Origin of the sequence: Sphaerisporangium siamense, from assembly GCF_014205275.1 — a bacterium.
GTDB lineage: Bacteria > Actinomycetota > Actinomycetes > Streptosporangiales > Streptosporangiaceae > Sphaerisporangium > Sphaerisporangium siamense.
Genome location: NZ_JACHND010000001.1, coordinates 809,721 through 832,578, shown reverse-complemented (window position 1 = coordinate 832,578; position 22,858 = coordinate 809,721). Strand labels below are relative to the sequence as shown.

The following is a 22,858-nucleotide window of genomic DNA, read 5'->3' as shown; positions in this document are numbered from 1 at the left end:
AACATTGGGCTACATGACGACGACCAGCGGCCAGACCGCGACCCCTATGCCCGCCCCGCGCATCTCCCTGAGCGACCTGACCCCGGACATCTACCGGGCGATGATCGCCCTGGACGGCGCCGTCGCCCGCTCGGGCCTGGAGCGCCCGCTGCTCGAACTGGTGAGGATCCGCGCCTCCCAGATCAACGGCTGCGCCTACTGCGTCGACATGCACACTTTGGACGCCCGCGCCGGCGGCGAGCGCGAGCAGCGCCTCCACGCGTTGGCGGTGTGGCGTGAGACGCCGTTCTTCACGCCGCGCGAGCGCGCCGCACTGGACCTGACCGAGGCGGCGACCCGGCTGCCCGGCGGCGGGGTGGACGACGAGGTGTTCGCCCGCGCGGCCGAGCAATTCACCGAGGAGGAACTGGGCAAACTGATCTGGGCGATCACGGTGATCAACGCGTGGAACCGCATCGGCGTGACCTCGCGCCTGGTCCCCGGCGAGTACAAGCCGGACGCCTGACGGCCGCCACGGGGGCGGGCACGCATGGACGAGGGGGAGGGCGTGATGGCTCAGCAGCACGACGGCGACCCGGCGCGGGCCGTGGACGGGAGCGACGGCGCGATCGCCGCCAAGAGGGCGAGGCTCAGGGAACTGCACGTTCCCGGGCGCCCGCTGGTACTGCCGAACATCTGGGACGCCGCCTCCGCGCGCACGGTCGCGGCGGCGGGGTTCCCCGCCGTGGCCACCAGCAGCGCGGCGGTGGCCGCCGTCCTCGGGTACGAGGACGGCGAGGCGACGCCCGCCGCCGAGGCGCTGGCCCAGGTGGCCCGCGTCGCCGCGGCGGTGCCGCTGCCGGTGACCGCCGACATGGAGCGCGGGTACGGGTTCGCCCCGGCGGAGTTCGCCGAGCGGATCGCCGCCGCGGGCGTGGCCGGGGTGAACCTGGAGGACTCCGACCCGCGTACCGGCGCGATGGTGGAGGTGGCCGAGCAGATCCGCTTCCTCGCCGCCGTCCGCGCCGCCGGGACCGGCCTGGTGATCAACGCCAGGGTCGACAGCTTCGTCCACGGCACGGGGACGCCGGAGGAACGGCTGGCCGACGCGGTGGCGCGCGGGCGCGCGTACCTGGAGGCCGGGGCCGACTGCGTGTACCCGATCCTGGTCTCGGACACCGAGACGATCCGGGCGCTGGTGACCGGCGTCGGCGGCCCGGTCAACATCCTGTACCGGCCGGGCGTGCCCTCGATCGCCGAGCTGGCGTCGCTGGGGGTGGCCCGGGTGAGCTTCGGCGGCGGCCTGCACGCGGCCGCGCAGGCGCACCTGGCCACGCTGGTGTCCGCCATCGCCGACGGCGCCGACCCCTACGGGGCGCCGCGCGGATAGGCCGGCCGCGCCGTCCGGGAAGGATCCGCGATTGGAGTCCTTCCCGGACGGGGAGGTACGGGCAGGAAGAAGTACGCCCCCCACGGAGTACCCGACGGGGGCGACATGGGCATCTTCGAGTTCGTGGGCAGATGGCCGGTGCTGCGGCAGCTCACCGGCCCCGACCGCTGCGGGCTCGGCACGGCCGTGCGCTCCCGCGAGACCGACGAGCTGCGCTCCCGCATCGCCACCGCCGACCGCGTGGTGAACTCCGTCTGCCCCTACTGCGCCGTCGGGTGCGCCCAGAAGGTGTACGTCAAGGACGAGAAGGTCGTCCAGATCGAGGGCGACGTCGACTCGCCGATCAGCAGGGGCCGTCTGTGCCCCAAGGGCTCGGCCTCGCTCCAGCTCACCACCGGCCCCGCCCGCGAGCACTCCGTCCTGTACCGCCGCCCGTACGGCACCGAGTGGGAACGGCTCGACCTGGCCACGGCCATGGAGATGGTCGCCGACCGGGTCGTGCGGACCCGCCGCGAGACCTGGCAGGAGTACCACGACGGCCGGCGCGTGGCGAGGACGATGGGCATCGCGAGCCTCGGCGGCGCGACGCTCGACAACGAGGAGAACTACCTCATCAAGAAGCTGCTGACCGGGCTCGGCGTCGTCCAGGTGGAGAACCAGGCCCGGGTCTGCCACAGCTCCACGGTCACCGGGCTCGGCACCTCCTTCGGCCGGGGCGGCTCGACCACCTACATGCAGGACCTGCAGCACTCCGACTGCATCATCATCGAGGGCTCCAACTTCGCCGAGTCGCACCCGGTGGGCTTCCAGTGGGTGATGGAGGCCAAGCTGCGCGGCGCCACGGTGATCCACGTGGACCCGCACTTCAGCCGCACCAGCGCCCTGGCCGACAAGCACGTCCCGATCCGGCCGGGCAGCGACATCGCCTTCCTCGGCGCGATCATCAACCACGTGCTCACGGAGGGCAAGGACTTCCGCGAGTACGTCCTGAACTACACCAACGCCGCCACGATCGTGTCCGACGAGTTCCAGGACACCGAGGATCTGGACGGCGTCTTCTCCGGCTGGGACCCCGAGAAGCGGTCCTACGACGTCAGCAGCTGGCACTACAAGGGGTCGCCGATGCAGGCCGCCGTCGGCCGCCGGATCCACCACACCGAGTACCACGTGCCGGGCAGGAGCGAGGCGCACGGCTCCGGCGGCGCGCCCGTCATGGCGCACCCGGAGCGCGACGAGACACTGAACCATCCGCGCTGCGTCTACCAGATCCTCAAGCGGCACTTCTCCCGCTACACGCCCGAGGTCGTGGAAGAGGTGTGCGGCATCCCGCGCGACACCTTCGCCTGGATCTGCGACACGCTGACCTCCAACTCGGGCCCCGACCGCACCAGCGCGTTCGCCTACGCGGTCGGCTGGACGCAGCACACGGTGGCCACCCAGTACATCCGCTGCGCGAGCATCCTGCAGCTCCTGCTCGGCAACATCGGACGGCCCGGCGGCGGGATCATGGCCATGCGCGGCCACGCCAGCATCCAGGGCTCCAGCGACATCCCCACCCTCTACAACCTGCTGCCCGGCTACATCCCCATGCCGTACATGCACACCGACGAGTCGCTGGAGTCGTTCATCGAGATCGTGTCGACCGAGAAGGGATTCTGGAGCGAGGCCCGTAGCTACATCGTCAGCCTGCTGAAGGCGTACTACGGCGACGCGGCCACCGCGGACAACGACTACTGCTTCGGGCACCTGCCCCGGCTGACCGGCTCCCACAGCACCTACGACACGGTGATGACCCAGCTCGACGGCATCTGCCGCGGATACTTCCTGTTCGGGCAGAACCCCGCGGTCGGATCGGCCAACGCCCGGCTGCAGCGGCTCGGCATGGCCAAGCTCGACTGGCTCGTGGTCCGGGACTTCTCGCTGATCGAGTCGGCCACCTGGTGGAAGGACGGGCGCGAGATCCAGACCGGGGAGCTGCGCACCGCCGAGATCCCCACCGAGGTGTTCTTCTTCCCCGCGGCCGCCCACACCGAGAAGAGCGGCACGTTCACCAACACCAACCGCCTGCTGCAGTGGCACGACGCGGCGGTCGAGCCGAGCGGCGACCGCCGCAGCGACCTGTGGTTCATGTACCACCTCGGCCGAATGATCAAGGAGCGGCTGGCCGGCTCCACCGACCCGGCGGACCGCGCGCTGCTCGACCTGAAATGGGACTACCCGGTCGAGGGCCCCCTGCGGGAGCCGAGCGCGGAGGCCGTGCTGCGGGAGGTCAACGGGCACGGCCCCGACGGGCGCATGCTGTCGACCTACACCGAGCTGCGCGACGACGGCTCGACCTCGTGCGGCTGCTGGATCTACTGCGGGGTGTTCGCCGACGAGGTGAACCAGGCGGCCCGCCGCAAGCCGCACACCGAGCAGAGCTGGGTGTCGCCCGAATGGGGCTGGGCGTGGCCGCTGAACCGGCGCGAGCTCTACAACCGCGCATCCGCGGCGCCGGACGGCACCCCGTGGAGCCCGCGCAAGGCCCTGGTCTGGTGGGACGAGAGCCTCGGCAAGTGGACCGGGCACGACGTCCCGGACTTCCCCGAGGACGTCCCGCCGGGCTACCGGCCGCCCGAGGACGCCCGCGGCGTGGCCGCGCTCTCCGGCATCGACCCGTTCATCATGCAAGGGGACGGCAAGGGCTGGTTGCACGCGCCGGCCGGGCTCATGGACGGGCCGCTGCCGACGCACTACGAGCCGCAGGACACGCCGGTCCACAACCTGCTGTACCCGAACCGGCCGCACAACCCGGTCCGGCTGACCTACGAGCGCCCGGGCAACCGCTACCACCCCGTCGGCAGCCCGGTCTACCCGTACGTGGTCACCACCTACCGGCTCACCGAGCACTTCACCGCCGGGGGCATGAGCCGCTGGCTGCCGTACCTCTCGGAGCTGCAGCCGGACATGTTCTGCGAGGTGTCGCCCGAGCTGGCCGAGGAGCGCCTGCTGGAGCACGGCGGGTGGGCCACGATCATCACCGCGCGGGGCGCCATCGAGGCGAGGGTGCTGGTGACCGACCGGATGCCGCCGCTGCGGCTCAACGGCCGCGTCCTCCACCAGATCGGCCTGCCCTACCACTGGGGCCCGGCCGGGTGCGCCATCGGCGATCCGGCCAACGAGCTGACGGCGATCGTCCTCGACCCGAACTCCGACATCCAGGAGACCAAGGCGTGCACCGCCGACATCCAGCCGGGGCGCCGGCCGCGCGGACCCGGCCTGAACCGGTTGGTGGACACGTTCCGCCGGCGGGCGGGCATCGCCGAGCCGACCCATCAGGAGGTCTGACATGGCGCCACCACCCGAGGGAGGTCCCGCGTGAGCGTGCGATCGGCGGCTCCGCGGCTGCCCGAGGTCCAGGAGGAGACCGGATACTCCGAGCATCCGCCGCGGATGGGCTTCTTCACCGACACCTCCGTCTGCATCGGCTGCAAGGCGTGCGAGGTGGCCTGCAAGGAGTGGAACCGGCTCCCGCCCGACCCGCCCTTCCAGCTCACCGGCCTGTCCTTCGACAACACCGAGCAGCTCTCGGCGTCCACGTGGCGGCATGTCGCGTTCATCGAACAGCGCAAACCGGTGCGCGAGCCGTCCGGCGGGGAGCAGACCAGCGACCAGCGCTGGCTCATGGCGTCCGACGTGTGCAAGCACTGCACCGACGCCGCCTGCCTGGACGTCTGCCCCACCGGCTCGCTGTTCCGCACCGAGTTCGGCACGGTCGTCGTGCAGGCCGACATCTGCAACGGGTGCGGCTACTGCGTGTCCGCCTGCCCGTACGGGGTGATCGACAAGCGGGAGAGCGACGGGCTGGCCTGGAAGTGCACGCTCTGCTACGACCGCATCGGCGAGGGGATGGTCCCGGCGTGCGCCAAGGCGTGCCCGACCGAGTCCATCCAGTACGGGGAGCTGAGCGAGCTCCTCGACCGCGCCACCGCCCGCGTAGAGACCCTCCAGCGAGAGGGGGTCACCGACGCCCGCCTCTACGGCCACGACCCGGACGACGGCGTGCGCGGGAACGGCGCGTTCTTCCTGCTGCTGGACGAGCCCGAGGTGTACGGCCTGCCCCCGGCTCCCATGGACACCACCCGCGACCTGCCCGCGATGTGGCGCCACATGGCCCTGGCGGCCCTGACCGTCGCGGCGGGCATCATCACCGCCTTCGCCGCGGGACGGTGACGGGCGTGCGCGCGGCGGCGCGTCCAGTCGGCGCCCCCACTCGGCACACCCCTCGGCGCAACCCTCGGCGCAGTCTCGGCACAGTGAGGAACGGAGCGAAATGACCACGCGGGACCGGGGCGACGGCCGGGCGACGGCCCAGGCGGACCACTTCGACTCCTACTACGGGCGGCGCATCCTGAAGCCGCCGACCTGGGAGGCCGCCACCATCGGCGGATACCTGTACCTCGGCGGGCTGGCGGGGGCCTCGTCGGTGTTCGCGGCGGGCGGCCAGCTCACCGGGCGTCCGCGGCTGGCCCGCGCCGGCAAGGCGGCGGCGCTCGTCGGCGTCGGCCTCTCGCTGGCCGCGCTGGTGGAGGACCTCGGGCGCCCGGCCCGCTTCCTGCACATGCTCAGGACCTTCAAGCCCACCTCGCCGATGAGCGTCGGCTCCTGGCTGCTCGCCGCCTACGCGCCCCTGGTCGGCGTCAGCCTGTTCACCGACGTCACCGGCAGGTTCCCGCTGGCCGGGCGCGCGGCCTGCTACGGCGCCGCGGTGCTCGGCCCGGCGGTGACGACGTACACGGCCGTGCTGATCAGCGACACGGCCGTGCCCGCGTGGCACGAGGGGTACCGCGAGATGCCGTTCCTGTTCGCCGGGTCGGCCACCGCGACCGCCGCGGGCAGCGCGCTCATCGCCACGCCCGCCGCCGAGAACGGCCCCGCGCGCCGCGCCGCGGTCCTCGGCACCGCGCTGGAGCTCGCCGCGGGCCGCCTGATGCGCCACCGCATGGGCATGGTCGGCGAGGCGTACGAGCGCGGGCGGGCCGGCGTCCTCATGCGGACCGGCGAGGCGCTCGCGCTCGCCGGGGCCGCGGGCGCCGCGCTGTCCGGGCGCGGCGGCCGGGCGGCGGCCGTCCTGTCCGGCGCGGCGCTCATGGCGGCGTCGGCGTGCATCCGCCTCGGCGTCTTCTCCGCGGGCGTCGCCTCCACCCAGGACCCCCGCTACACCGTCGTCCCCCAGCGCGAGCGGCTCGCCGGGCGGCTGAGCAAGACCTAGCGCCGGACGGCCGGTGCCCGGCGCGAGAAGTCACCGCGCCGGGCACCGGAGTCCGCCGCGGGAGCGCCGTGGGGTGGGGCTCGCGGGTGCGGGGCGTTGACATGGCGGGCCGAAGGTGAATGGATCGGATATCGGCATTCATGTGGTATCGCCGAGCCCCTTTGGGCCCCCGGCGGCACGATGATTGTTGCCGGATCGTGATTGCCTGGGCATGCGAAAAGATTTTATTTCGTGATATGATGTCAGAAACGGCCGGTAGTGTCTCTCAACGTGAAAAACGATGAAGAAGTCAGCCGTACCGCGCTCATGGCCGCCGCCGCCCGGGCGGCCCATCTGGTCGTCGACGGCCGGCCCCCGATCTTCGAGGACACGCTGGCGTACGCCCTGCTCGGCGAGCAGGCCGACGACCTGATCGGCTACCACCGCGCGCACGGCGCGCACCTCGTCCTCAGAGGCGCCCGCACGGCCGCCCTCACCCGGAGCCGCTACACCGAGGACCGCCTGGCCGAGGCCGTGGGCCGCGGGATCGGCCAGTACGTCATCCTCGGCGCGGGCCTGGACTCCTACGCTCACCGCGCGGGGAAGGACGGCCCGGTGCGCGTGTTCGAGGTGGACCACCCGGCGACCCAGCGGTGGAAGCGCCGCGCGCTCGACGTGGCGGGCGTCCCCGACCCCGGCACTGTCGCCTTCGTCCCCGTCGACTTCGAGCGCGACGACCTGGCGGAACGCCTCGCCGGCGCGGGCTTCGACCCCGCCGTGCCCGCCCTGGTGAGCTGGCTCGGCGTCACGATGTACCTCACCCGCGAGGCCATCGGGCAGACCCTGGCCGTCCTCGCCGGCCTGGCCCCCGGCACCGAGGTCGTGGTCGAGTGGATGCTCCCCGAGTCGCTGCGGGACGAGGAGGGCCGGGCGTACGCCGAGGCGGTCTCGCAGGCGGCGGCGCAGGGCGGCGAGCCGTGGCTGACCTTCCTCGGCCCGGACGAGGCCACGGCCCTCCTGGCGGAGCACGGCCTGGAGGTGGCCGGGCACGCCTTCCAGCGGGACGCGATCGACCCCGCGCTCTGGGAGCGGACGGACGAGCTGCGCCCCCAGAACCTGCCGCTGCTCACCCACGCGCGGGTTCCGGTCCGGGGATAGCCCGCAATATTCTCCATCGCCGGTGCTTTTACGGATTCATGTGCCGTCCCCGGGCCTCGCGTCATGGAACGGCCATTTCCACGGGTCGCGCCGGCCAAGAACGGAAAGACCTGGAGTCATAACCCGGAGTCGCCGTTGAATACTCCGGGGCACTGGATTTGATTGGGTTCCGTCGTCTGTTCCCGGCCGGGCCGCGGCGTGGCCGGGAACGGACGGGCAGCATCCCCGTGAAGAAAGGAACCCGATGTCCCGCATGCCCGTACGAACGGCGGTCCTCGCCGTGGCCGGCGTCCTCGCCATGTCTCTGACGCCGTTCCTGACGCCCGCGGCGATGGCCGCGACCTCGCAGGCCCACGACGGCTCCGCGCCGGGCCAGGCCGCCTCCGCCCGCTGCGGCGAGCGCCTCCGCGCGTGGATCGACCGCGGGGACGCCCGGTACGCGGGCAAGGTGAACGCGACCTCGGACGGCGGCGAGGCCGAGGTCGTCGTCACCTTCGAGGGCCCCGAGGTCATCCTGCGGCTGGACAGGAAGACCGCGCCCCCGCAGTCCTACCGCTTCAACTCCGGCGCGCCCGGCATCGCCTTCGGGGACAGGTCCGGCGTCCACGTCCGGCTCGACCAGCCGCGCTGCGACCGCGGCGAGGTCGGCGCGGCCCGCATCGCCATCGACGTCACCGGCACGGTCGAGCTCGAAGGCCGCGTCGAGCGCACGGGCTGACCCTCCGCGAATCCCGGCGCCCTCTCCCGGCCAGGGAGAGGGCGCGGCCGTGCGTCAGGCGCTCAGCACCGGGTCGGTGACGCCGCCGGGGCAGGCCAGCCGGCCGGCGTCCCACCCGGCTCGCCGCGCCCCGGCCCGGTAGGCGCTCTCGTAGAACTCCAGCACGGCCACGCGCGGGTACGGCGCGGCGCGGGCGTCGGCGTAGCGCAGGACGGCGAGGTGGCTGCCGCGCCGCTCCACCCACCGCGCCGCGTCCGGGCGCAGCGGCTCCTCCGCCAGCCCCTCCGGCTCGGGGGCCGTGTAGGAGTAGAACGCGGGCTCGGGGAAGGAGTCGTCGCCGAACCAGAATCCCGTGCTGATGACCTCCCGCGAGTACGCCTCGCGGGTCACCGGGTCGGTCTCGGGCCCCTGGTCGATCTCCCGTTCGGAGAACCGCGTGCAGGCGATGTCGAAGGTGTGCCAGAAGTGGTGGACCGGGCTGATCTTGCCGGAGAAGTCCGCGGCGAACTCCTCCAGCACCAGGTTCACCTGGCTCAGCACCTGCCAGTACCGGGTCGCCATGACCGGGTCGTAGGTCGCGTGCTCGACGTCCTCGGCGAACGGCCGCTCCCCGTCCGGCAGGTCGAACGGATGGGGGATCTCGATCTCGACGTGCACGCCCAGCTCTTCAAGCGTCCGCATGGTCTCGGCGTAGAACGCCGCCACCGACTTCCCGTACAGCGGGAACGAGACCTCCCGGCCGTCCACGGCCGCCACCCGCAGCTGGTGGCCCACGAAGTCGAAGTCGATGGTGAAGATCGGGTTCCCGTCCACCTGTCCCATGGGCCGCGTGGTCAGCCCTCGCCCCGTCACATGGAAGGGCGCGTTCCACCAGTGGTTGCGCCGCACCCCCGCCGCCAGCCGCACCTTGCCCACGACCTGCGCGAACCGATGCAGGGTCTCCTTGGTGGCCCGCCACTCCTCCAACGGCATCACCGGAAACAGCTCCATGCGATGACCGTTCCCCGTTCCCGGCCGCAGGTGCGGGCGCCGGGGAAGTCTGTGGACGGTTTTGGCCGAGGGTCGGCCCGCCTGGGGGCTGGGACGGCTGACGGTCGCGGGGAGGCTCAGTCGAAGCTGAGTTGGTCGGGGCGGCGGGGGAGGAGGAGCAGGGCGCCGACGGCGAGGACGGCGACCACGACCACGGCGAGGAAGACGTGGTGGGAGGCGTCGTACAGGGCCTGGCGCACGTAGGCCGCGGCGCCGGGGCTCGTGCCCGAGCCCTGGCTGCCGAGCACGAGGGCCGTCGCGTCCAGGCTCTTCGGCATCTCGCCCGCGAGGGCGGCGGGCGGGTGGGCGAAGCGGTCGTTCAGGGTGGCGTTGGAGATCGCGCCGAGGACGGCCGCGCCGACCGAGCTGCCGATGGAGCGGCAGAACATGTTGGTCGCGGTGACGACGCCGCGGCGCTCCCATCCGACCGACGACTGGACGGCGACGATGGCCGGGCTGGAGAGCAGGCCGAGGCCGGCGCCGACGATGAAGCAGGCCGCCGCGACCTGCCACAGCGGCGCCCGCGGGCCGAGCAGGGCGCACAGGACCGCGCCCGCGAGGGCGAGCCCGCCGCCGATGAACGCGGTGTCGCGGAAGCCGATGCGCATGTAGAGGCGTCCGGAGAACGTCGCGGCCAGGGGCCAGCCGACGCTCAGCGCGGCCAGCACGAACCCGGCGACCAGCGCGCCGGTGCCGAGGACGCCCTGGGCGAAGGTCGGCACGTACGAGCTGAGGCCGATCATCAGGGCGCCGATGCACAGGCCGACGAGGTTGCCGCCGACCAGCGTGCGCCGGCGGAACACCCACAGCGGCAGGATCGGCTCCGCGGCCCGGCGTTCGACCAGCGGGAACACGACGATGAAGAGGATCCCCGCCGCGAAGATGACGAGGCTCGGGGCCGAGGCCCAGCCCCAGGCGACGCCGCCTTCCAGTAGGCCCAGGATCAGCAGGGACGACCCGGCGGTGAGCAGCGTGGCGCCGAGGTAGTCGACGCGGTGGCTGCTGCGCTCGACGCGCTCCTTGAAGCGGGTGGCGAGCGCCCAGACGGCGACGGCGCCGAGCGGCAGGTTGATGAAGAAGATCCAGCGCCAGTTCACGTACTCGGAGAACACGCCGCCGAGCGTGGGGCCGACCACCGCGGAGATGCCCCAGACGCTGGCCACGTAGCCCTGCACGCGGGCGCGCTCCTCCAGCGAGTACAGGTCGCCGACCATGGTGACGCTCATCGGCTGGATGGCGCCCGCGCCGATGCCCTGGAGGGCGCGGAACGCGATGAGCGCGGGCATGCTCCAGGCGAACCCGCACAGCGCCGACCCGACCAGGAAGGCCGCGATGCCGAAGAACATCACCGGCTTGCGCCCGAAGGTGTCGGCGAGCTTGCCGTACAGCGGCACGGTGACGGCCTGGGTGAGCAGGTAGATCGAGAACAGCCACGGGAACTGGGAGAACCCGCCGAGGTCGCTGACCACGGACGGCACCGCCGTGGCGATGATCGTGCTGTCGATCGCGACGAGCCCGGTGCACAGCATGATCGCGGCGAGCACGGGCCCGCGCTCGGATCTGAGGCCGACGCTCCGGGATGTCGTGGTGGTCGTCACGGTCTGAATCCCCCAACCCGCTCGGCGTCGTCATCAGGGCGGGCACGTCCCGGCGCTGCGCAGACCCCACCGGTTACAGCGAACCGCCGTTCCGCCACTTACATTCCCATCTGTCCGACTATCGCATGATGCGATAACCGGCACGGGGCCGGGAAACGACGAAGGGCACGGCCGGGGGCCGTGCCCTTCACGTCATGGCGCGCCGGCGTCCGTCAGGGGCCGTCGTGCCGGACGGTTCAGCAGCTCAGGTTGTTGCCGGGGGTGACGCCGAGGATGCCCGCGAAGCGGGTGTAGGCGTTGATCCGGCTCTGGACCTGGGCGGGGTTCCCGCCGTTGCACTCCAGGGCGCCGTTGATGCTGCGGATCGTCTCGCCGAAGCCCGCGCCGTTGACCATCGCGTTGTGCGCGGTCATGGTGCCGGGGCCGTTCTGCGTCATCCAGTACCAGATGCCGGTCTGCCAGGCGATGGAGGCGTCGGTCTGCACCAGGTTGGGGTTGCGGAGCAGGTCGATGCCGAGCGCGTCGCCCGCGGCCTTGTAGTTGAAGTTCCAGCTCAGCTGGATCGGGCCGCGGCCGTAGTACGCGGCCTGACCGGCCGGGCACCCGTACGGCTGGGTGGCGTCGCAGTAGTGCGGGTAGTTCGCCGTGTTCTGCTCGACGATGTAGACCAGCCCGCCGGTCTCGTGGTTGACGTTGGCCAGGAAGGCGGCCGCCTCCTGCTTCTTGACCGTGTCACTTCCCGTGTTGGCGAAGGCGGGGTAGGCGCGCAGCGCCGCCACGAGCCCGTTGTAGGTGTAGAACGAGTTCCGGCTCGGGAACATCTGGTTGAACTGGGCCTCGGTGACCACGAACGCTCCGGCGGGCCCGGTCGGGGTCGGCGTCGGCGTAGCCGTCGGGGTGGGACCCGTGCAGGTGTAGGGCGCCCAGTACCAGGTGCTGATCGTCGGGTCGTAGCCCGGGTTGTCGTGCGTGGCCCGGTAGTTCCGGCCGTTGGTGTACCTGACGATGTCGCCGGTGACGTAGCTGCGGCCCGCGACCCAGTTCGGGAACAGGCACGAATCGGTAGGACCGGTCGGCGAAGGCGTCGGGGTGGGGTTGCCACCGCCCGTGCAGGTGCCCTGGTCGGCCCATACGGCCGCGTTGCCGGGCGTCTCGTTCTGCGTCCACCACTTGGCCTGCCAGTTGTGGCTGTTGTAGGACGCGATCATCCCGCCGGTGTACACCTGCGAGGACGACCAGGGTGTGGCACACGCCGCCGCGGACGCCGGGGACGTCGGCAGGATCACTGCCAGCACCCCCGCCACCGCCAGGGCGACGACAGTCGCCACGATGCGCAGTCTCGACACTTGATCACTCCTTCATGCGCGGCGATGGGCCGCGCAGATGAGAACAGGACTGATCCCGCGTCAGACCCCCCATACCTCCTTTGCCGAGGTATCGATCGCAGGACTGAGGCAAATCAACCGGATCATCTGACGAACGTCAAGTTCCGGCAAAGAGACATCAATGGTCGACGTGGCCGGTGCGGGACCGCCCTAGATCATCACGTGCGCATCGGGGTGGCCGACGAAGGAGAACTGGGCGTTTCTGGTGAGCTTGTAGTCCTGCGCCTTCCAGGTGTGGGCCGAGGCGTCGGCGCCGCGCATGTAGACGAAGTTGAAGCGGTCCGCCGAGTAGATGCGGACGCCGTCCTCCTTCAGGCGCCGCACCAGCCGCGTGTCCTCGCCCGCGTTGACCGCTTCGAAGGCGTAGGTCCGCAGCAGGGCCGCCGTGGCGAGGATCGTCGCGCCCTGCACGAGGTGGGCGTAGCGGTGCTCCAGGCCGGGCAGGCGCATCACTGTCGTGTTGGTCGCGGGGAAATAGGTGTAGTGGGCGCCCTTGCCCACCATTTCGGCGTCGGCGTAGTCGAACGCGCGCAGCAGGTCCGACAGGTAGTGGGCGCCGTAGAGGTTGTCGTCGTCCATCTTGGCGATGTAGTCGCCCTCGGCCTGGGCGATGCCGACGTTCAGCACCTCGCCGAGCGTGAGCGAGGACGCGGCGGTGAGCACCTTGACGGCGGGCACCCCGGCGGCCAGCGCCTTGTCGCGGACCACGGCGGGGTCGATGTCCAGGCCGTGCAGGACGAGGATCAGCTCCAGGTCGCGGTGCCGCTGGCGGGCGACCTGCGCGATGGCGTGTTCGAGCTGGCCCGCGCGGTTGGTGGGCAGCACGACCGAGACGCTCCGGGACCGGGCCGGCACCGGACGGCCGAGCGCGCCGAGGATCTGGTCGACGCGGTGGGAGAAGAGGTGCTTGTCGAAGACCTCGCGCATGGCGAGGTGGCTCTGCCGCGCCCGCAGCTCGGGGCTGTTGATGAGGTAGAGGGCCTGGTTGTAGGCCTCTTCCTGGGTGTGCGCGATGGGGATCAGCGGCCCGAAGGTCTCCTCGATGGCGCGCGACCAGCCCGACAGCACGGTGGTGGAGCAGGCGGACAGCTCGAACACCCGCCGGGCGCACATGGTGGGCGAGTCGATGACGGAGTTGACGTTCAGGAAGACCTTGTACATCTTGTACGCGGCCAGCATCTGCTCGTACGGCAGCTCGCCGACGATGTGCGGGCGGTACTCGTCGGGCCAGGCGTACTTGTCGCCGGCCTTCTCGTTGCGGGCGAAGATGTGCAGGCCGAGCTCCCGCGTCGGGGCGATCACGGTCTCCATCTGCTCGCGCCGCTCGGGGTGCTTGTCGCGGAAGTACATGCCGGCGAACACCACGTCGTAGGGACGGCCCTGCTTGGTCTGGACGGGGTTGTGCACGCGCGGCTGCGCCGCGAACTGCAGCACGTCCACCCGGTCGTGTCCCAATATTTCGCGATACTTCGCCAGCATGTCGCCGTCGCACGTGTAGACGAGGTCGAACAGCTTGGCCGTGTCGATGAAGAAGTCGAAGTTGGGCGGGTCCTCCTTGTTCCAGAAGACCGTGGGGATGCCCTGCTCCTTGCACCAGGCGACGAGGTCGCGAAGCTCCTGCTTGGGGGCGTTGGTCCCGGTCATCTGGTAGCGCCAGCGGCCCTGGTTGCCGTGCCAGGCCGACTCGCAGAACAGGATGTCCGGGCGCTTGGCCGCGAAGATTTCCGGCCAGTCCTTGAGACCGAACTCGATCTGGTCCCACTCGTACTTGAACGCCATCCGGGAGAAGTCGTCCAGGATGACGGCCACCTTCAGGTCCGGCCGGGTCACCGGGCCGTCCGGCCAGGCCAGGTTCGGGATCTTGACCTCGGGGGCGTGCGCGAGCGCGGCGTCGATGGCCGCGGCGCTCGCGGTGACGGTCGCCGGGGGCTTGGGCGCCTTCTTGGGCTTCAGCGCTTTGGAGAGGTCGCGGGGGAGCTTGACGAGCTTGGCGGGGCGCTTGGCGCCGGCCAGGGCCGTGCTCACGCGGTACGGGCGCTGCGCCTTGGTCGCCGAGAGCTGCCACTGGGCGTACTCGGCCCGCGCCTCCGCCGTGGCGAGCCTGCGCTCCAGGTCGCGGATGCGCTCCTCGTACCGTTCGACGACCTTGCGCTCCTCCGGCAGCCAGTTGGCCGCCCCGAGGCGGTGGAAACGCGGCTCGTCCGGGTTCACCTGGTCACTCTCGGCCATGGCCTGACTTGCCCCCTCGGTCCGAACTCCGCGTCATTCCCGGGCCTCGCGGTCCGTTGGCAAGTGCCCGGGAATGTCCGATCGTACGACGTTCGCCGCGGGGAAATGGTTGTCTCCGGTCGAATGCCCCGATCAGGACGCGGTGGGAGGGACGCCCTGGGAGGCGGGCGAGAGGTTGTCGCCGCGCAGCCACGCCTCGATCACGCGGGCGATGCGCGGCCCCGCCTTGCCGTCCCACAGCGGCGGCAGGTCGCCGCTCGGGGTCGCCGCGCCGTCGGCGAGGGCCTTGGACGCCGCCGCGGGCAGCGTGGCCGGGGTGACCAGGCGGTTGGTGCCGTGCGTGATCGTGATGGGCCGCTCGGTGTTCGCGCGGACGGTCAGGCAGGGGACGCCCAGCATGGTCGTCTCCTCCTGCACGCCGCCGGAGTCGGTGACGACCAGCGCCGCGCCGCGCACCAGCGAGAGGAACTCGACGTACCCGAGCGGGTCGATGATCGTGAGGTTGTCGCCGGTCACCAGGCCCGCCTGGGCCAGGCGGGTGCGCCCGCGCGGGTGCAGGGGCACCACGATCGGCACCTGCTCGCCCACCGCGAGGACGGCCTCGACCAGCTCGCGGGCCGCCTCCGGGTCGTCCACGTTGGCCGGGCGGTGCAGGGTGGCGACGGCGTACCGCTCGGGCAGGCCGAGGCGCGCCTTCACCGGCGCCGGGTCCAGCAGCGGCAGCGCCGAGAAGAGGCTGTCGATCATGGGGTTGCCCACCAGGTGCGCCCTGCCCGGCGCGACGCCCTCGTGGGCGAGGTGGGAGAGCCCGTCCGGGCTTGTCACCAGCAGGATGTCGGCGAGCGCGTCGGTGACGACCCTGTTGACCTCCTCGGGCATCTCGCGGTCGAAGGACCGCAGCCCCGCCTCGACGTGCGCCGTGGGCACGTGCAGCTTGGCGCAGACCAGGATCGCCGCCAGCGTGGAGTTGACGTCCCCGTACACCACGACCAGGTCGGGGGAGTGCTCCAGCACGACCTCCTCCAGGCCGACGAGCAGGGCGGCCGTCTGGCGCGCGTGGCTGCCGGAGCCGACGCCGAGGTTCGCGATCGGCTCGGGCAGGCCGAGGTCGGCGAAGAACACGTCCGACATCAGGGCGTCGTAGTGCTGACCGGTGTGGACGATGCCCTGCCGGATCCCGAGGTCGGTGAGGCCGCGCACGACGGGCGCCGCTTTGACGAAGTTGGGACGAGCGCCCAGCACATGCAAAACGAGGGGATTTTCCCTCATTGACCTCGCCTTTCAGCCGGATACAGGTCAACTACGCCCAGGTGGGCCAAGCGTTGCCTATGGTACGGTCGCCGCGTGGTTTCCGAGGCCAGCCGGCCCGAGAAGGTATCCCCCAAGTCGGCTCGCGCCGGCCTGCGCGGCTTCCTCAAGGGCTTCGTCCGCAATCCGGTCATCGTCTCCCGCGTCCTGGTCACCAGGGTCAAGTCCGACCCCATGCGCGTGGCCCAGGCCGCGGCCGACGCCATGCCGCCGCGTCTGCGCCCCGCCGTCGGCCGGGTCGCCTGGCCGGTGGCCCGCGTCGTCAAGGTCACGGCCCGCAAGATCGCGCGCCGCATGGCGGACGGCCCGCTGGAGGCGGCCAAGGAGGAGTTCGAGAAGGGCCGCATGACCAAGGCCGTCGAGGTCCTGCGCCCGCACGCCCGCTGGCCGTTCATCCGCCGCCGCATCGCCTACTACGAGGGTGAGAAGGCCGCGATCGGCCCGAACCCGATCCCGCCCAAGTCCAAGGCGATCGTGGGCGAGCGCGTCGAGGGCCGCGTGCTGCACTGCGTCACCAACGCGCTGCCCTACACCCAGGCCGGGTACACCGTCCGCACCCACCGCATCGTCACCGCCCAGCGCGCCGCGGGCCTCGACCCGCACGTGGTGACGAGCTGGGGCTGGCCCATGCTGCAGGGGCACGCCGACGCCGAGTCGTACGAGGAGATCGACGGCGTCCCCTACCACCGCCTGCTGCCGAGTGGCGAGGTCCCCTTCGAGAGCCGCGGCCGCATGATCCGCGGCGCCGGCGAGGTGACCGAGCTGGTCAGGACGCTGCGGCCCCAGGTGCTGCACGCCGCGACCGACCACCGCAACGGCTCGGTGGCGCTGGCCGCGCGCGAGCGCACGGGCACGCCGGTGGTCTACGAGGTGCGCGGGTTCCTGGAGGAGACCTGGGCCTCGCGCGACGCCGCCAGGGTCGGCAGCGAGCGGCACCTGCTGCAGCGCGAGCGCGAGGCGCACATCATGCGCTCGGCGGACGCGGTGGTGACGCTGGCCGAGACCATGGCCGCCGAGATCGTCGAGCGCGGCGTGCCGAGGGAGCGCATCTTCCTCGCCCCGAACGCCGTGGACGACACGCTGCTGACCGCCGACTACGACGGCGCCGCCTTCCGCGCCGCGTACGGCATCGCGCCGGGTGAGATCGTCGTCGGGTCGGTGTCCAGCATCGTCGGCTACGAGGGGTTCGCGACGCTGCTCTCGGCCGCCGCGCTGCTGCGCGACGGGGGCACGCCCCTGCGGGTCCTGATCGTGGGCGACGGCGCCGAGCGGCCCGCGCTGCTGGCGCAGGCGGAGAAGCTGCGTCTCGGCGACCTGGCCGTGCTGCCCGGCAGGGTCGGCCCCGAGGAGGCGCTCCAGGCGCAGGCGGCCATCGACATCTTCGTCTGCCCGCGCGACGACCTGCGCGTGACCCGGCTGGTCACCCCGCTGAAGCCGGTGGAGGCCATGGCGCTCGGCAAGCCGGTCGTGCTCAGCGACCTGCCCGCGCTGGCCGAACTGGTCGGCTCGGACGGCGCGGGACTGCTCGTGCCGCCGGGTGATCCGGCGCAGCTCGCCAAGGCTCTGGCCGGGCTGCGGGAGGACCCCGCGCGGCGGGCCGAGATGGGCGAGGCGGGCCGGGCCGAGGTGGCCGCGAAGCGTACGTGGGGCCGGGTGGCGGAGACCTACCGGGACCTCTATCGAACGCTTGCGCGGTGAACTCCTTGTCATGAACGATCGGAAAGTGGCACTTCGCCATGCGTTCAAGCGCATTAGACGTGATCTGCGTGGACTTGAGATAGCCTTTGCCACCATGCAGCGTTGTTTCGGACTTCCTCAGGGCGTGTCGTGAGCGCATACGATCTCGCGGTCATCGGCCTGGGATACGTCGGCATGCCCTTGGCCAAGGAGGCCACGGCGGCCGGTCTGCGCGTGGTCGGCCTGGACGTCGACCAGCGCAAGGTCGACGCGCTCAACTCCGGCCACTCCTACATCGATGACCTGAGCGACCACGACCTGGACTCCATGCTGGCGGCCGGTTTCACCGCCACGCTGGACCAGGCGGTGCTGGCAGCCAGCCACACCGTCGTCATCTGCGTCCCGACGCCCCTCGACGAGGACCACCGGCCGGACCTGTCGGCCGTGCGCGGCGCCGTCGGATCCGTCGGCCGGTACCTCCAGCGGGGCACCCTGGTCGTGCTGGAGTCCACCACCTACCCCGGCACCACCGACGAGGTGGTCCGGCCGATCCTGGAGGACGCCTCCGGCCTGAGCGCCGGCGCGGACTTCCACCTGGCCTTCTCGCCGGAGCGCATCGACCCGGGCAACGCCAAGTACGGCCTGCGCAACACGCCGAAGGTCGTGGGCGGCTACACGCCGGAGTGCCGCGACCGCGCGGCCGGGTTCTACGCCCGGTTCATCGAGCAGGTCGTGACCGTCAGCGGCACCCGCGAGGCCGAGATGGCCAAGCTGCTGGAGAACACCTACCGGCACGTCAACATCGCCCTCGTCAACGAGATGGCGATCTTCTGCGACGAGCTGGGCGTCAACCTCTGGGAGTCCATCGAGGCGGCGGCGACCAAGCCGTTCGGCTTCCAGAAGTTCCTGCCGGGCCCGGGGGTCGGCGGCCACTGCATCCCGGTGGACCCGTCCTACCTGTCCCACGCGGTGCGCAAGCTCGGCTACCCGTTCCGGTTCGTCGAGCTGGCGCAGGAGATCAACGAGCGCATGCCGCAGTACGTGGCGGCCCGCGTGACGCGCCTCCTGAATCGTGCCAAGAAGGCCGTCAACGGCTCGCGTGTGCTGCTGATGGGCGTCACCTACAAGCCCGACATCGCCGACGAGCGCGAGACGCCCGCCGTGCCGGTCGCCCGGGTGCTCCGCGAGCTCGGCGCCGAGCTCGTCTTCGCCGACCCCTACGTCAAGCAGTGGGCGGTCGACGGGGTCGAGGTCCCGCGCGTCGAGGACCTCGCGGAGGGCGTCGAGAACGCCGACGTCACGGTCCTGCTGCAGCAGCACTCCGCGTTCGACCTGGAAATGGTGGAGAAACGAGCGCTTCTACTTCTCGACACCCGGGGCGTCCTCTCCGAGGGCGATCGCGTCGAGCGGCTCTGACGACGGAGGGTCGGCGCGTGCACGTGCTTGTCATGACGGTGGTCCACCACCCTGAGGACGCCCGGATCCTGCACAGGCAGATCCGCGCGCTCGTGGACGCCGGACATGACGTCACGTACGCCGCGCCGTACTCCGCGCGCGGCGTCGTACCGAGGTCGTGGGTGACCGGGGTGGACCTGCCGAGGGCCGCCGAGCGCAAGCGCCTGGCGGCCGTGCGGGCCGCGCGCAAGCTGTTCAAGAGCCTGCGCGGAAAGGTCGACCTGGCGCTGATCCACGACCCGGAGCTGCTGCTCGCGGTGGCGGGCGTGCGCAAGCGCCCGCCCGTGGTGTGGGACGTCCACGAGGACACCCCCGCCACGCTGTCGCTCAAGCCGTGGCTGCCGTCGTTCCTGCGTCCCCCGGTGCGGTTCCTCGCGCGGCTGCTCGAAGGCACCGCCGAGCGTCACCTGCACCTGCTGCTGGCCGAGACCGCGTACGCGGGCCGGTTCCACCAGGCGCACCTGGTCGTGCCGAACGAGACCTGGGTGCCCGACCACGTCAGCGAGCCGTCCGACGATCGTGTCGTGTACCTGGGCTGGCTGTCGGAGGCCCGGGGCGTGCGGGAGGCCGTCGAGGTGGGGCGGCTGCTCCAGGAGCACCGCGTCGCGGTCGAGCTGATCGGGTACGCCGACCCGCAGAGCCGGCCCATCCTGAACAAGGCCGTGGCCGAGGGCGTGCTGGAGTGGCGCGACTTCATGCCGAACGACGAGGCGCTGAAGCGGCTGGACGGCGCGCTCGCCGGGCTGTCGCTGCTGCACGACGAGCCCAACTACCGCCACTCCATGCCGACCAAGATCGTCGAGTACATGGCGCACGGCATCCCGGTGATCACCACGCCGTCGCCCCGGGCCGTCGAGCTGGTGGAGCGGTACCAGAGCGGCCTGGTCGTGCCCTGGCGCGATCCCGAGGCCGTCGTGCGGGCCATCCTGAAGCTGCGCAACGACCCGGCCGCCCGGCGGGCCGCGGGGGCGCGCGGGTACGCCGCCGCCCGTGCCAACCACCACTGGCCGAACTCCGCCCGCCGGTTCGTCACCCAGCTCGAAGCGTGGGCGGGGGCCGCGACCCGGTCGTGATCTTTATCCGGGCCACATTAAAGAAACGGTAATGTCCTGAAGGTGCGCGGCCTCTTTCTGCTCCTGGGAGCGGTTCTGCTGACCGCCGTCGCGGCAATGATCCTCGTCATCCCCGACTCCTCCCGTGAGCCGTCGAGCGGCGTGCGCACCGCCGCCACGGGCTCGCCCTCGGGCAGCCCCACGCCGTCCACCAGCGTCTTCAGCGACCCCTGCGGCACGTTCGACACGACCAGCCCCACCCCGTACGCCGTCACCGGCTACTGGCTGGTGCCGACCTCCGACCACTGCACGTGGCGCAGCCAGCTCCAGGCCATCCACCGCGTCGGCGGCGACACCGTCGTGCGCCTGGGGTACGGGCTGTCGCCGCGCCCGGTGGACCAGGACGGCCGCGTGATGACCGTGGACGGCACCGAGCCCGACCCGCGCTACACCCCCTGCGTGGAGAACGGCATGACCTGCGTGCAGGCCGCCGAGTCGGCGCTCAAGGCCGCCAACCCCGGCAACCGCATCACCTGGACGTACGTCTACCGCACCGACGAGGCGTACGGCCCCGGGCTGTTCCGCTGCCCGCAGATGGAGCACACGATCCCGATCGGCGACCAGGTGTACTACCGGATGATCGCCCCCGACGACGGCTCGGACGACCCGACCTGCGATTTCACCTCCCGGGGGCGCGGCTACCACCTCGTGCTGATCGAGGCCGCCGCGCAGGACAGCCTCACCGAGATCCTCGACCTGGCCGACCGCTTCGCCATGAAGGTCTTCCCCGCCCTGCCGGTGGCCCCGCGCGACCGCCTGGCGAGCACCAAGGCCGACCCCCGGCACATCGGGACGCTGACCACGCTGACCCGGCGCATCGTGCAGGACTACGGCGACCGCTTCCGGGACCGCGCCTCCCTCGGCGGGGTGTACCAGCCCTTCGAGCTGCAGCTCAGGGAATGGCCGGACCCGGCCAAGGTGCCGACGCTGCAGGTGTACGCCCAGCAGCACGACATCGTCCAGCAGGAGCTGCCCGGCAAGCCGATCCTGATCAGCCCGTACCTCGACGCGCGCAAAGGCAAGGGGTTCACCGCCACGCCCGCCCAGGTCAAGGAGGGGTTCAAGGCGCTGGCCCGCACGGGCGTCGGCATCATCGCCCCGCAGGACAGCCGGGGCACCGGCAAGGTCGGCCTGTACTGGCCCAACCTCAAGGGGCAGGCCGTGGACGACCGCCTCAAGCCGGTCGTGGGCGACACCTCCTACGGCGACGCCTACCACGGCTCCACCCGCGACTACTATCGCGCGATGTCCGAGGCGCTGGCCGAGCTGCGCACCGAGGGGGACGAGGTGCAGCTCTGGGCCAACGTGGAGGCGTTCGAGCCCGAGGGGGACGGCGCCTGCGAGGCGGGCGGCAAGCGGGGCGTCACCGACAAGAAGCGCCTGGACGCGGCCGTGGCGTTCGCCGGGCCGTACGTCTCGAAGATCATCTCCTACAAGTGGAGCAGCTTCTTCACCTGCGGCTCGCCCACCCTGGCCGAGCAGGTGGAGCGCGACTGGGACCGGCCGATCCCCATCCAGGTGGTGCCGGGGTCGCGGGGCATCCAGGGCGGGATCGAGATACGCGGCTACAACCTCGCCGAGGGGACGGTGACGTTGAGCTGGTTCGGCGCCGAGGAGTCGCGCACGGTGGACTCCGCGGAGGCCGGCTGGTCCGACCGCACCCCGATCCCCGGACTGCCCGCCGGCGTCCAGCGGCTGTGGGTGCCGGTCGACTGGGAGTCCGTGCCCTCGGGGGCGTGGATCCGCGTCGACGTGACATCCGAGGACGGACGGCAGAGCAACGCGCCGGTGTACCTCAACCGCGAGCCGTGACGGCTCCGGCACCCCGGGTCTCGGTGTAACGTGCCTGCCATGGTCCCGCGCATACCCGTCAGCGTGGATCTCGTCGTCCTCACCGTGCGCTGCCAGCAGCTGAGCGCTCTGGTCTGGCGGCGTGACCGCCCTCCCTACGAAGGCCGCTGGGCGCTGTCCGGCGGGTTCATCCAGCTGGAGGAGGACCTGCCGGCCGCCGCGGCGCGCGTGCTCGCCGAGCGGGCCGGGCTGCCCGGCGCGCCCGTCCACCTGGAGCAGCTCCGCACCTACGGCTACCCCGACCGCGACCCGCGCCAGCGCGTCGTCAGCGTCGCCTACCTGGGCCTCGCGCCGGACCTGCCGGCCCCGACCGAGGCCCACATGAGCTGGCAGCCGGTGTCCTCGCTGCAGACCATGGCCTTCGACCACCGCAGGATCGTCCTGGACGGCATCGAGCGCGCCGGGGCCAAGCTGGAGTACACCTCGCTCGGCGCGGCGTTCTGCCCCGCGGAGTTCACGGTGGCCGACCTGCGCCGGGTCTATGAGATCGTCTGGGGGCGCGCCCTGGACCCGCGCAACTTCCACCGCAAGGTCACCAAGGCCGACGGCTTCCTGGTGCCCACGGGGCGCACCACCACCCGAGACGGTGGCCGTCCGGCGATGCTGTACCGGCGGGGCCCGGCCGAGCTGCTGCACCCGCCGATGCTGCGGCTGGCGGGCTGACCCTGGGTGGCTGACGGCCGAAATGTCGGGCGGGGGCGGGCCGTTCGCCGTCCCGGCCGCTCGTCGTAGGGTAAAG

17 protein-coding genes are annotated in these 22,858 nt (G+C 71.7%); 12 read left to right on the top strand and 5 right to left on the bottom strand.

The window, feature by feature from the left end; all coding sequences use genetic code 11:
- The first annotated feature begins 13 nt into the window (after positions 1-13).
- From BJ982_RS03755 to BJ982_RS03725, 7 genes are all read left to right on the top strand, one after another.
- Positions 14-505, top strand: coding sequence for a carboxymuconolactone decarboxylase family protein (locus tag BJ982_RS03755; protein ID WP_184876580.1), 492 nt, complete (start codon positions 14-16; stop codon positions 503-505).
- 45 nt (positions 506-550) lie between these two features.
- A complete protein-coding gene (locus tag BJ982_RS03750) occupies positions 551-1,369 on the top strand; it encodes an isocitrate lyase/PEP mutase family protein (protein WP_184876578.1) in 819 nt (272 codons plus the stop codon).
- Between the two features lie 105 nt (positions 1,370-1,474).
- Positions 1,475-4,696: a formate dehydrogenase gene (gene fdh, locus BJ982_RS03745; RefSeq protein WP_184876577.1), complete on the top strand. Its 3,222-nt coding sequence runs from the start codon at positions 1,475-1,477 to the stop codon at positions 4,694-4,696.
- A gap of 105 nt (positions 4,697-4,801) precedes the next feature.
- Positions 4,802-5,581 (top strand): 4Fe-4S dicluster domain-containing protein, encoded by a 780-nt coding sequence (locus BJ982_RS03740; RefSeq protein ID WP_184888407.1) that lies wholly within the window; start codon positions 4,802-4,804, stop codon positions 5,579-5,581.
- Between the two features lie 100 nt (positions 5,582-5,681).
- Positions 5,682-6,620 (top strand): NrfD/PsrC family molybdoenzyme membrane anchor subunit, encoded by a 939-nt coding sequence (gene nrfD / locus BJ982_RS03735; RefSeq protein WP_184876575.1) that lies wholly within the window; start codon positions 5,682-5,684, stop codon positions 6,618-6,620.
- Positions 6,621-6,890: 270 nt separating this feature from the next.
- Positions 6,891-7,757 (top strand): class I SAM-dependent methyltransferase, encoded by an 867-nt coding sequence (locus BJ982_RS03730; protein ID WP_239123255.1) that lies wholly within the window; start codon positions 6,891-6,893, stop codon positions 7,755-7,757.
- A 253-nt stretch (positions 7,758-8,010) separates the two neighbouring features.
- Positions 8,011-8,475: a hypothetical protein gene (locus BJ982_RS03725; protein WP_184876573.1), complete on the top strand. Its 465-nt coding sequence runs from the start codon at positions 8,011-8,013 to the stop codon at positions 8,473-8,475.
- Between the two features lie 54 nt (positions 8,476-8,529).
- Here the strand turns inward: BJ982_RS03725 and BJ982_RS03720 are convergent, their stop codons facing one another.
- The 5 genes from BJ982_RS03720 to wecB all read right to left on the bottom strand — a co-directional run bounded on the left by BJ982_RS03720 (position 8,530) and on the right by wecB (position 15,985).
- Positions 8,530-9,465, bottom strand: coding sequence for a DUF5996 family protein (locus tag BJ982_RS03720; protein ID WP_184876570.1), 936 nt, complete (start codon positions 9,463-9,465; stop codon positions 8,530-8,532).
- A 116-nt stretch (positions 9,466-9,581) separates the two neighbouring features.
- Complete coding sequence (locus BJ982_RS03715) at positions 9,582-11,102, bottom strand: MDR family MFS transporter (RefSeq protein ID WP_221482269.1); 1,521 nt, start codon at positions 11,100-11,102, stop codon at positions 9,582-9,584.
- 236 nt (positions 11,103-11,338) lie between these two features.
- Positions 11,339-12,448 (bottom strand): glycoside hydrolase family 19 protein, encoded by a 1,110-nt coding sequence (locus BJ982_RS03710; protein WP_184876568.1) that lies wholly within the window; start codon positions 12,446-12,448, stop codon positions 11,339-11,341.
- A 189-nt stretch (positions 12,449-12,637) separates the two neighbouring features.
- Positions 12,638-14,716: a glycosyltransferase family protein gene (locus tag BJ982_RS03705; RefSeq protein ID WP_184876566.1), complete on the bottom strand. Its 2,079-nt coding sequence runs from the start codon at positions 14,714-14,716 to the stop codon at positions 12,638-12,640.
- 132 nt (positions 14,717-14,848) lie between these two features.
- Positions 14,849-15,985 (bottom strand): non-hydrolyzing UDP-N-acetylglucosamine 2-epimerase, encoded by a 1,137-nt coding sequence (gene wecB, locus BJ982_RS03700; RefSeq protein WP_184876564.1) that lies wholly within the window; start codon positions 15,983-15,985, stop codon positions 14,849-14,851.
- Between the two features lie 75 nt (positions 15,986-16,060).
- On the opposite strand from wecB, the gene BJ982_RS03695 reads away from it, so the two are divergent.
- From BJ982_RS03695 to BJ982_RS03675, 5 genes are all read left to right on the top strand, one after another.
- A complete protein-coding gene (locus BJ982_RS03695; RefSeq protein ID WP_184876562.1) occupies positions 16,061-17,722 on the top strand; it encodes a glycosyltransferase family 4 protein in 1,662 nt (553 codons plus the stop codon).
- Between the two features lie 129 nt (positions 17,723-17,851).
- Positions 17,852-19,117 carry a nucleotide sugar dehydrogenase gene (locus BJ982_RS03690; RefSeq protein ID WP_184876560.1) on the top strand — a complete coding sequence of 422 codons (1,266 nt, stop codon included), beginning with the start codon at positions 17,852-17,854 and terminating at the stop codon, positions 19,115-19,117.
- Between the two features lie 17 nt (positions 19,118-19,134).
- Complete coding sequence (locus tag BJ982_RS03685; RefSeq protein WP_184876558.1) at positions 19,135-20,229, top strand: glycosyltransferase; 1,095 nt, start codon at positions 19,135-19,137, stop codon at positions 20,227-20,229.
- Between the two features lie 42 nt (positions 20,230-20,271).
- Entirely contained in the window at positions 20,272-22,080 is a 1,809-nt protein-coding gene (locus BJ982_RS03680) for a DUF4434 domain-containing protein (protein WP_184876556.1), read from the top strand.
- 39 nt (positions 22,081-22,119) lie between these two features.
- A complete protein-coding gene (locus BJ982_RS03675) occupies positions 22,120-22,782 on the top strand; it encodes an NUDIX hydrolase (RefSeq protein ID WP_184609117.1) in 663 nt (220 codons plus the stop codon).
- Positions 22,783-22,858: the final 76 nt, after the last annotated feature.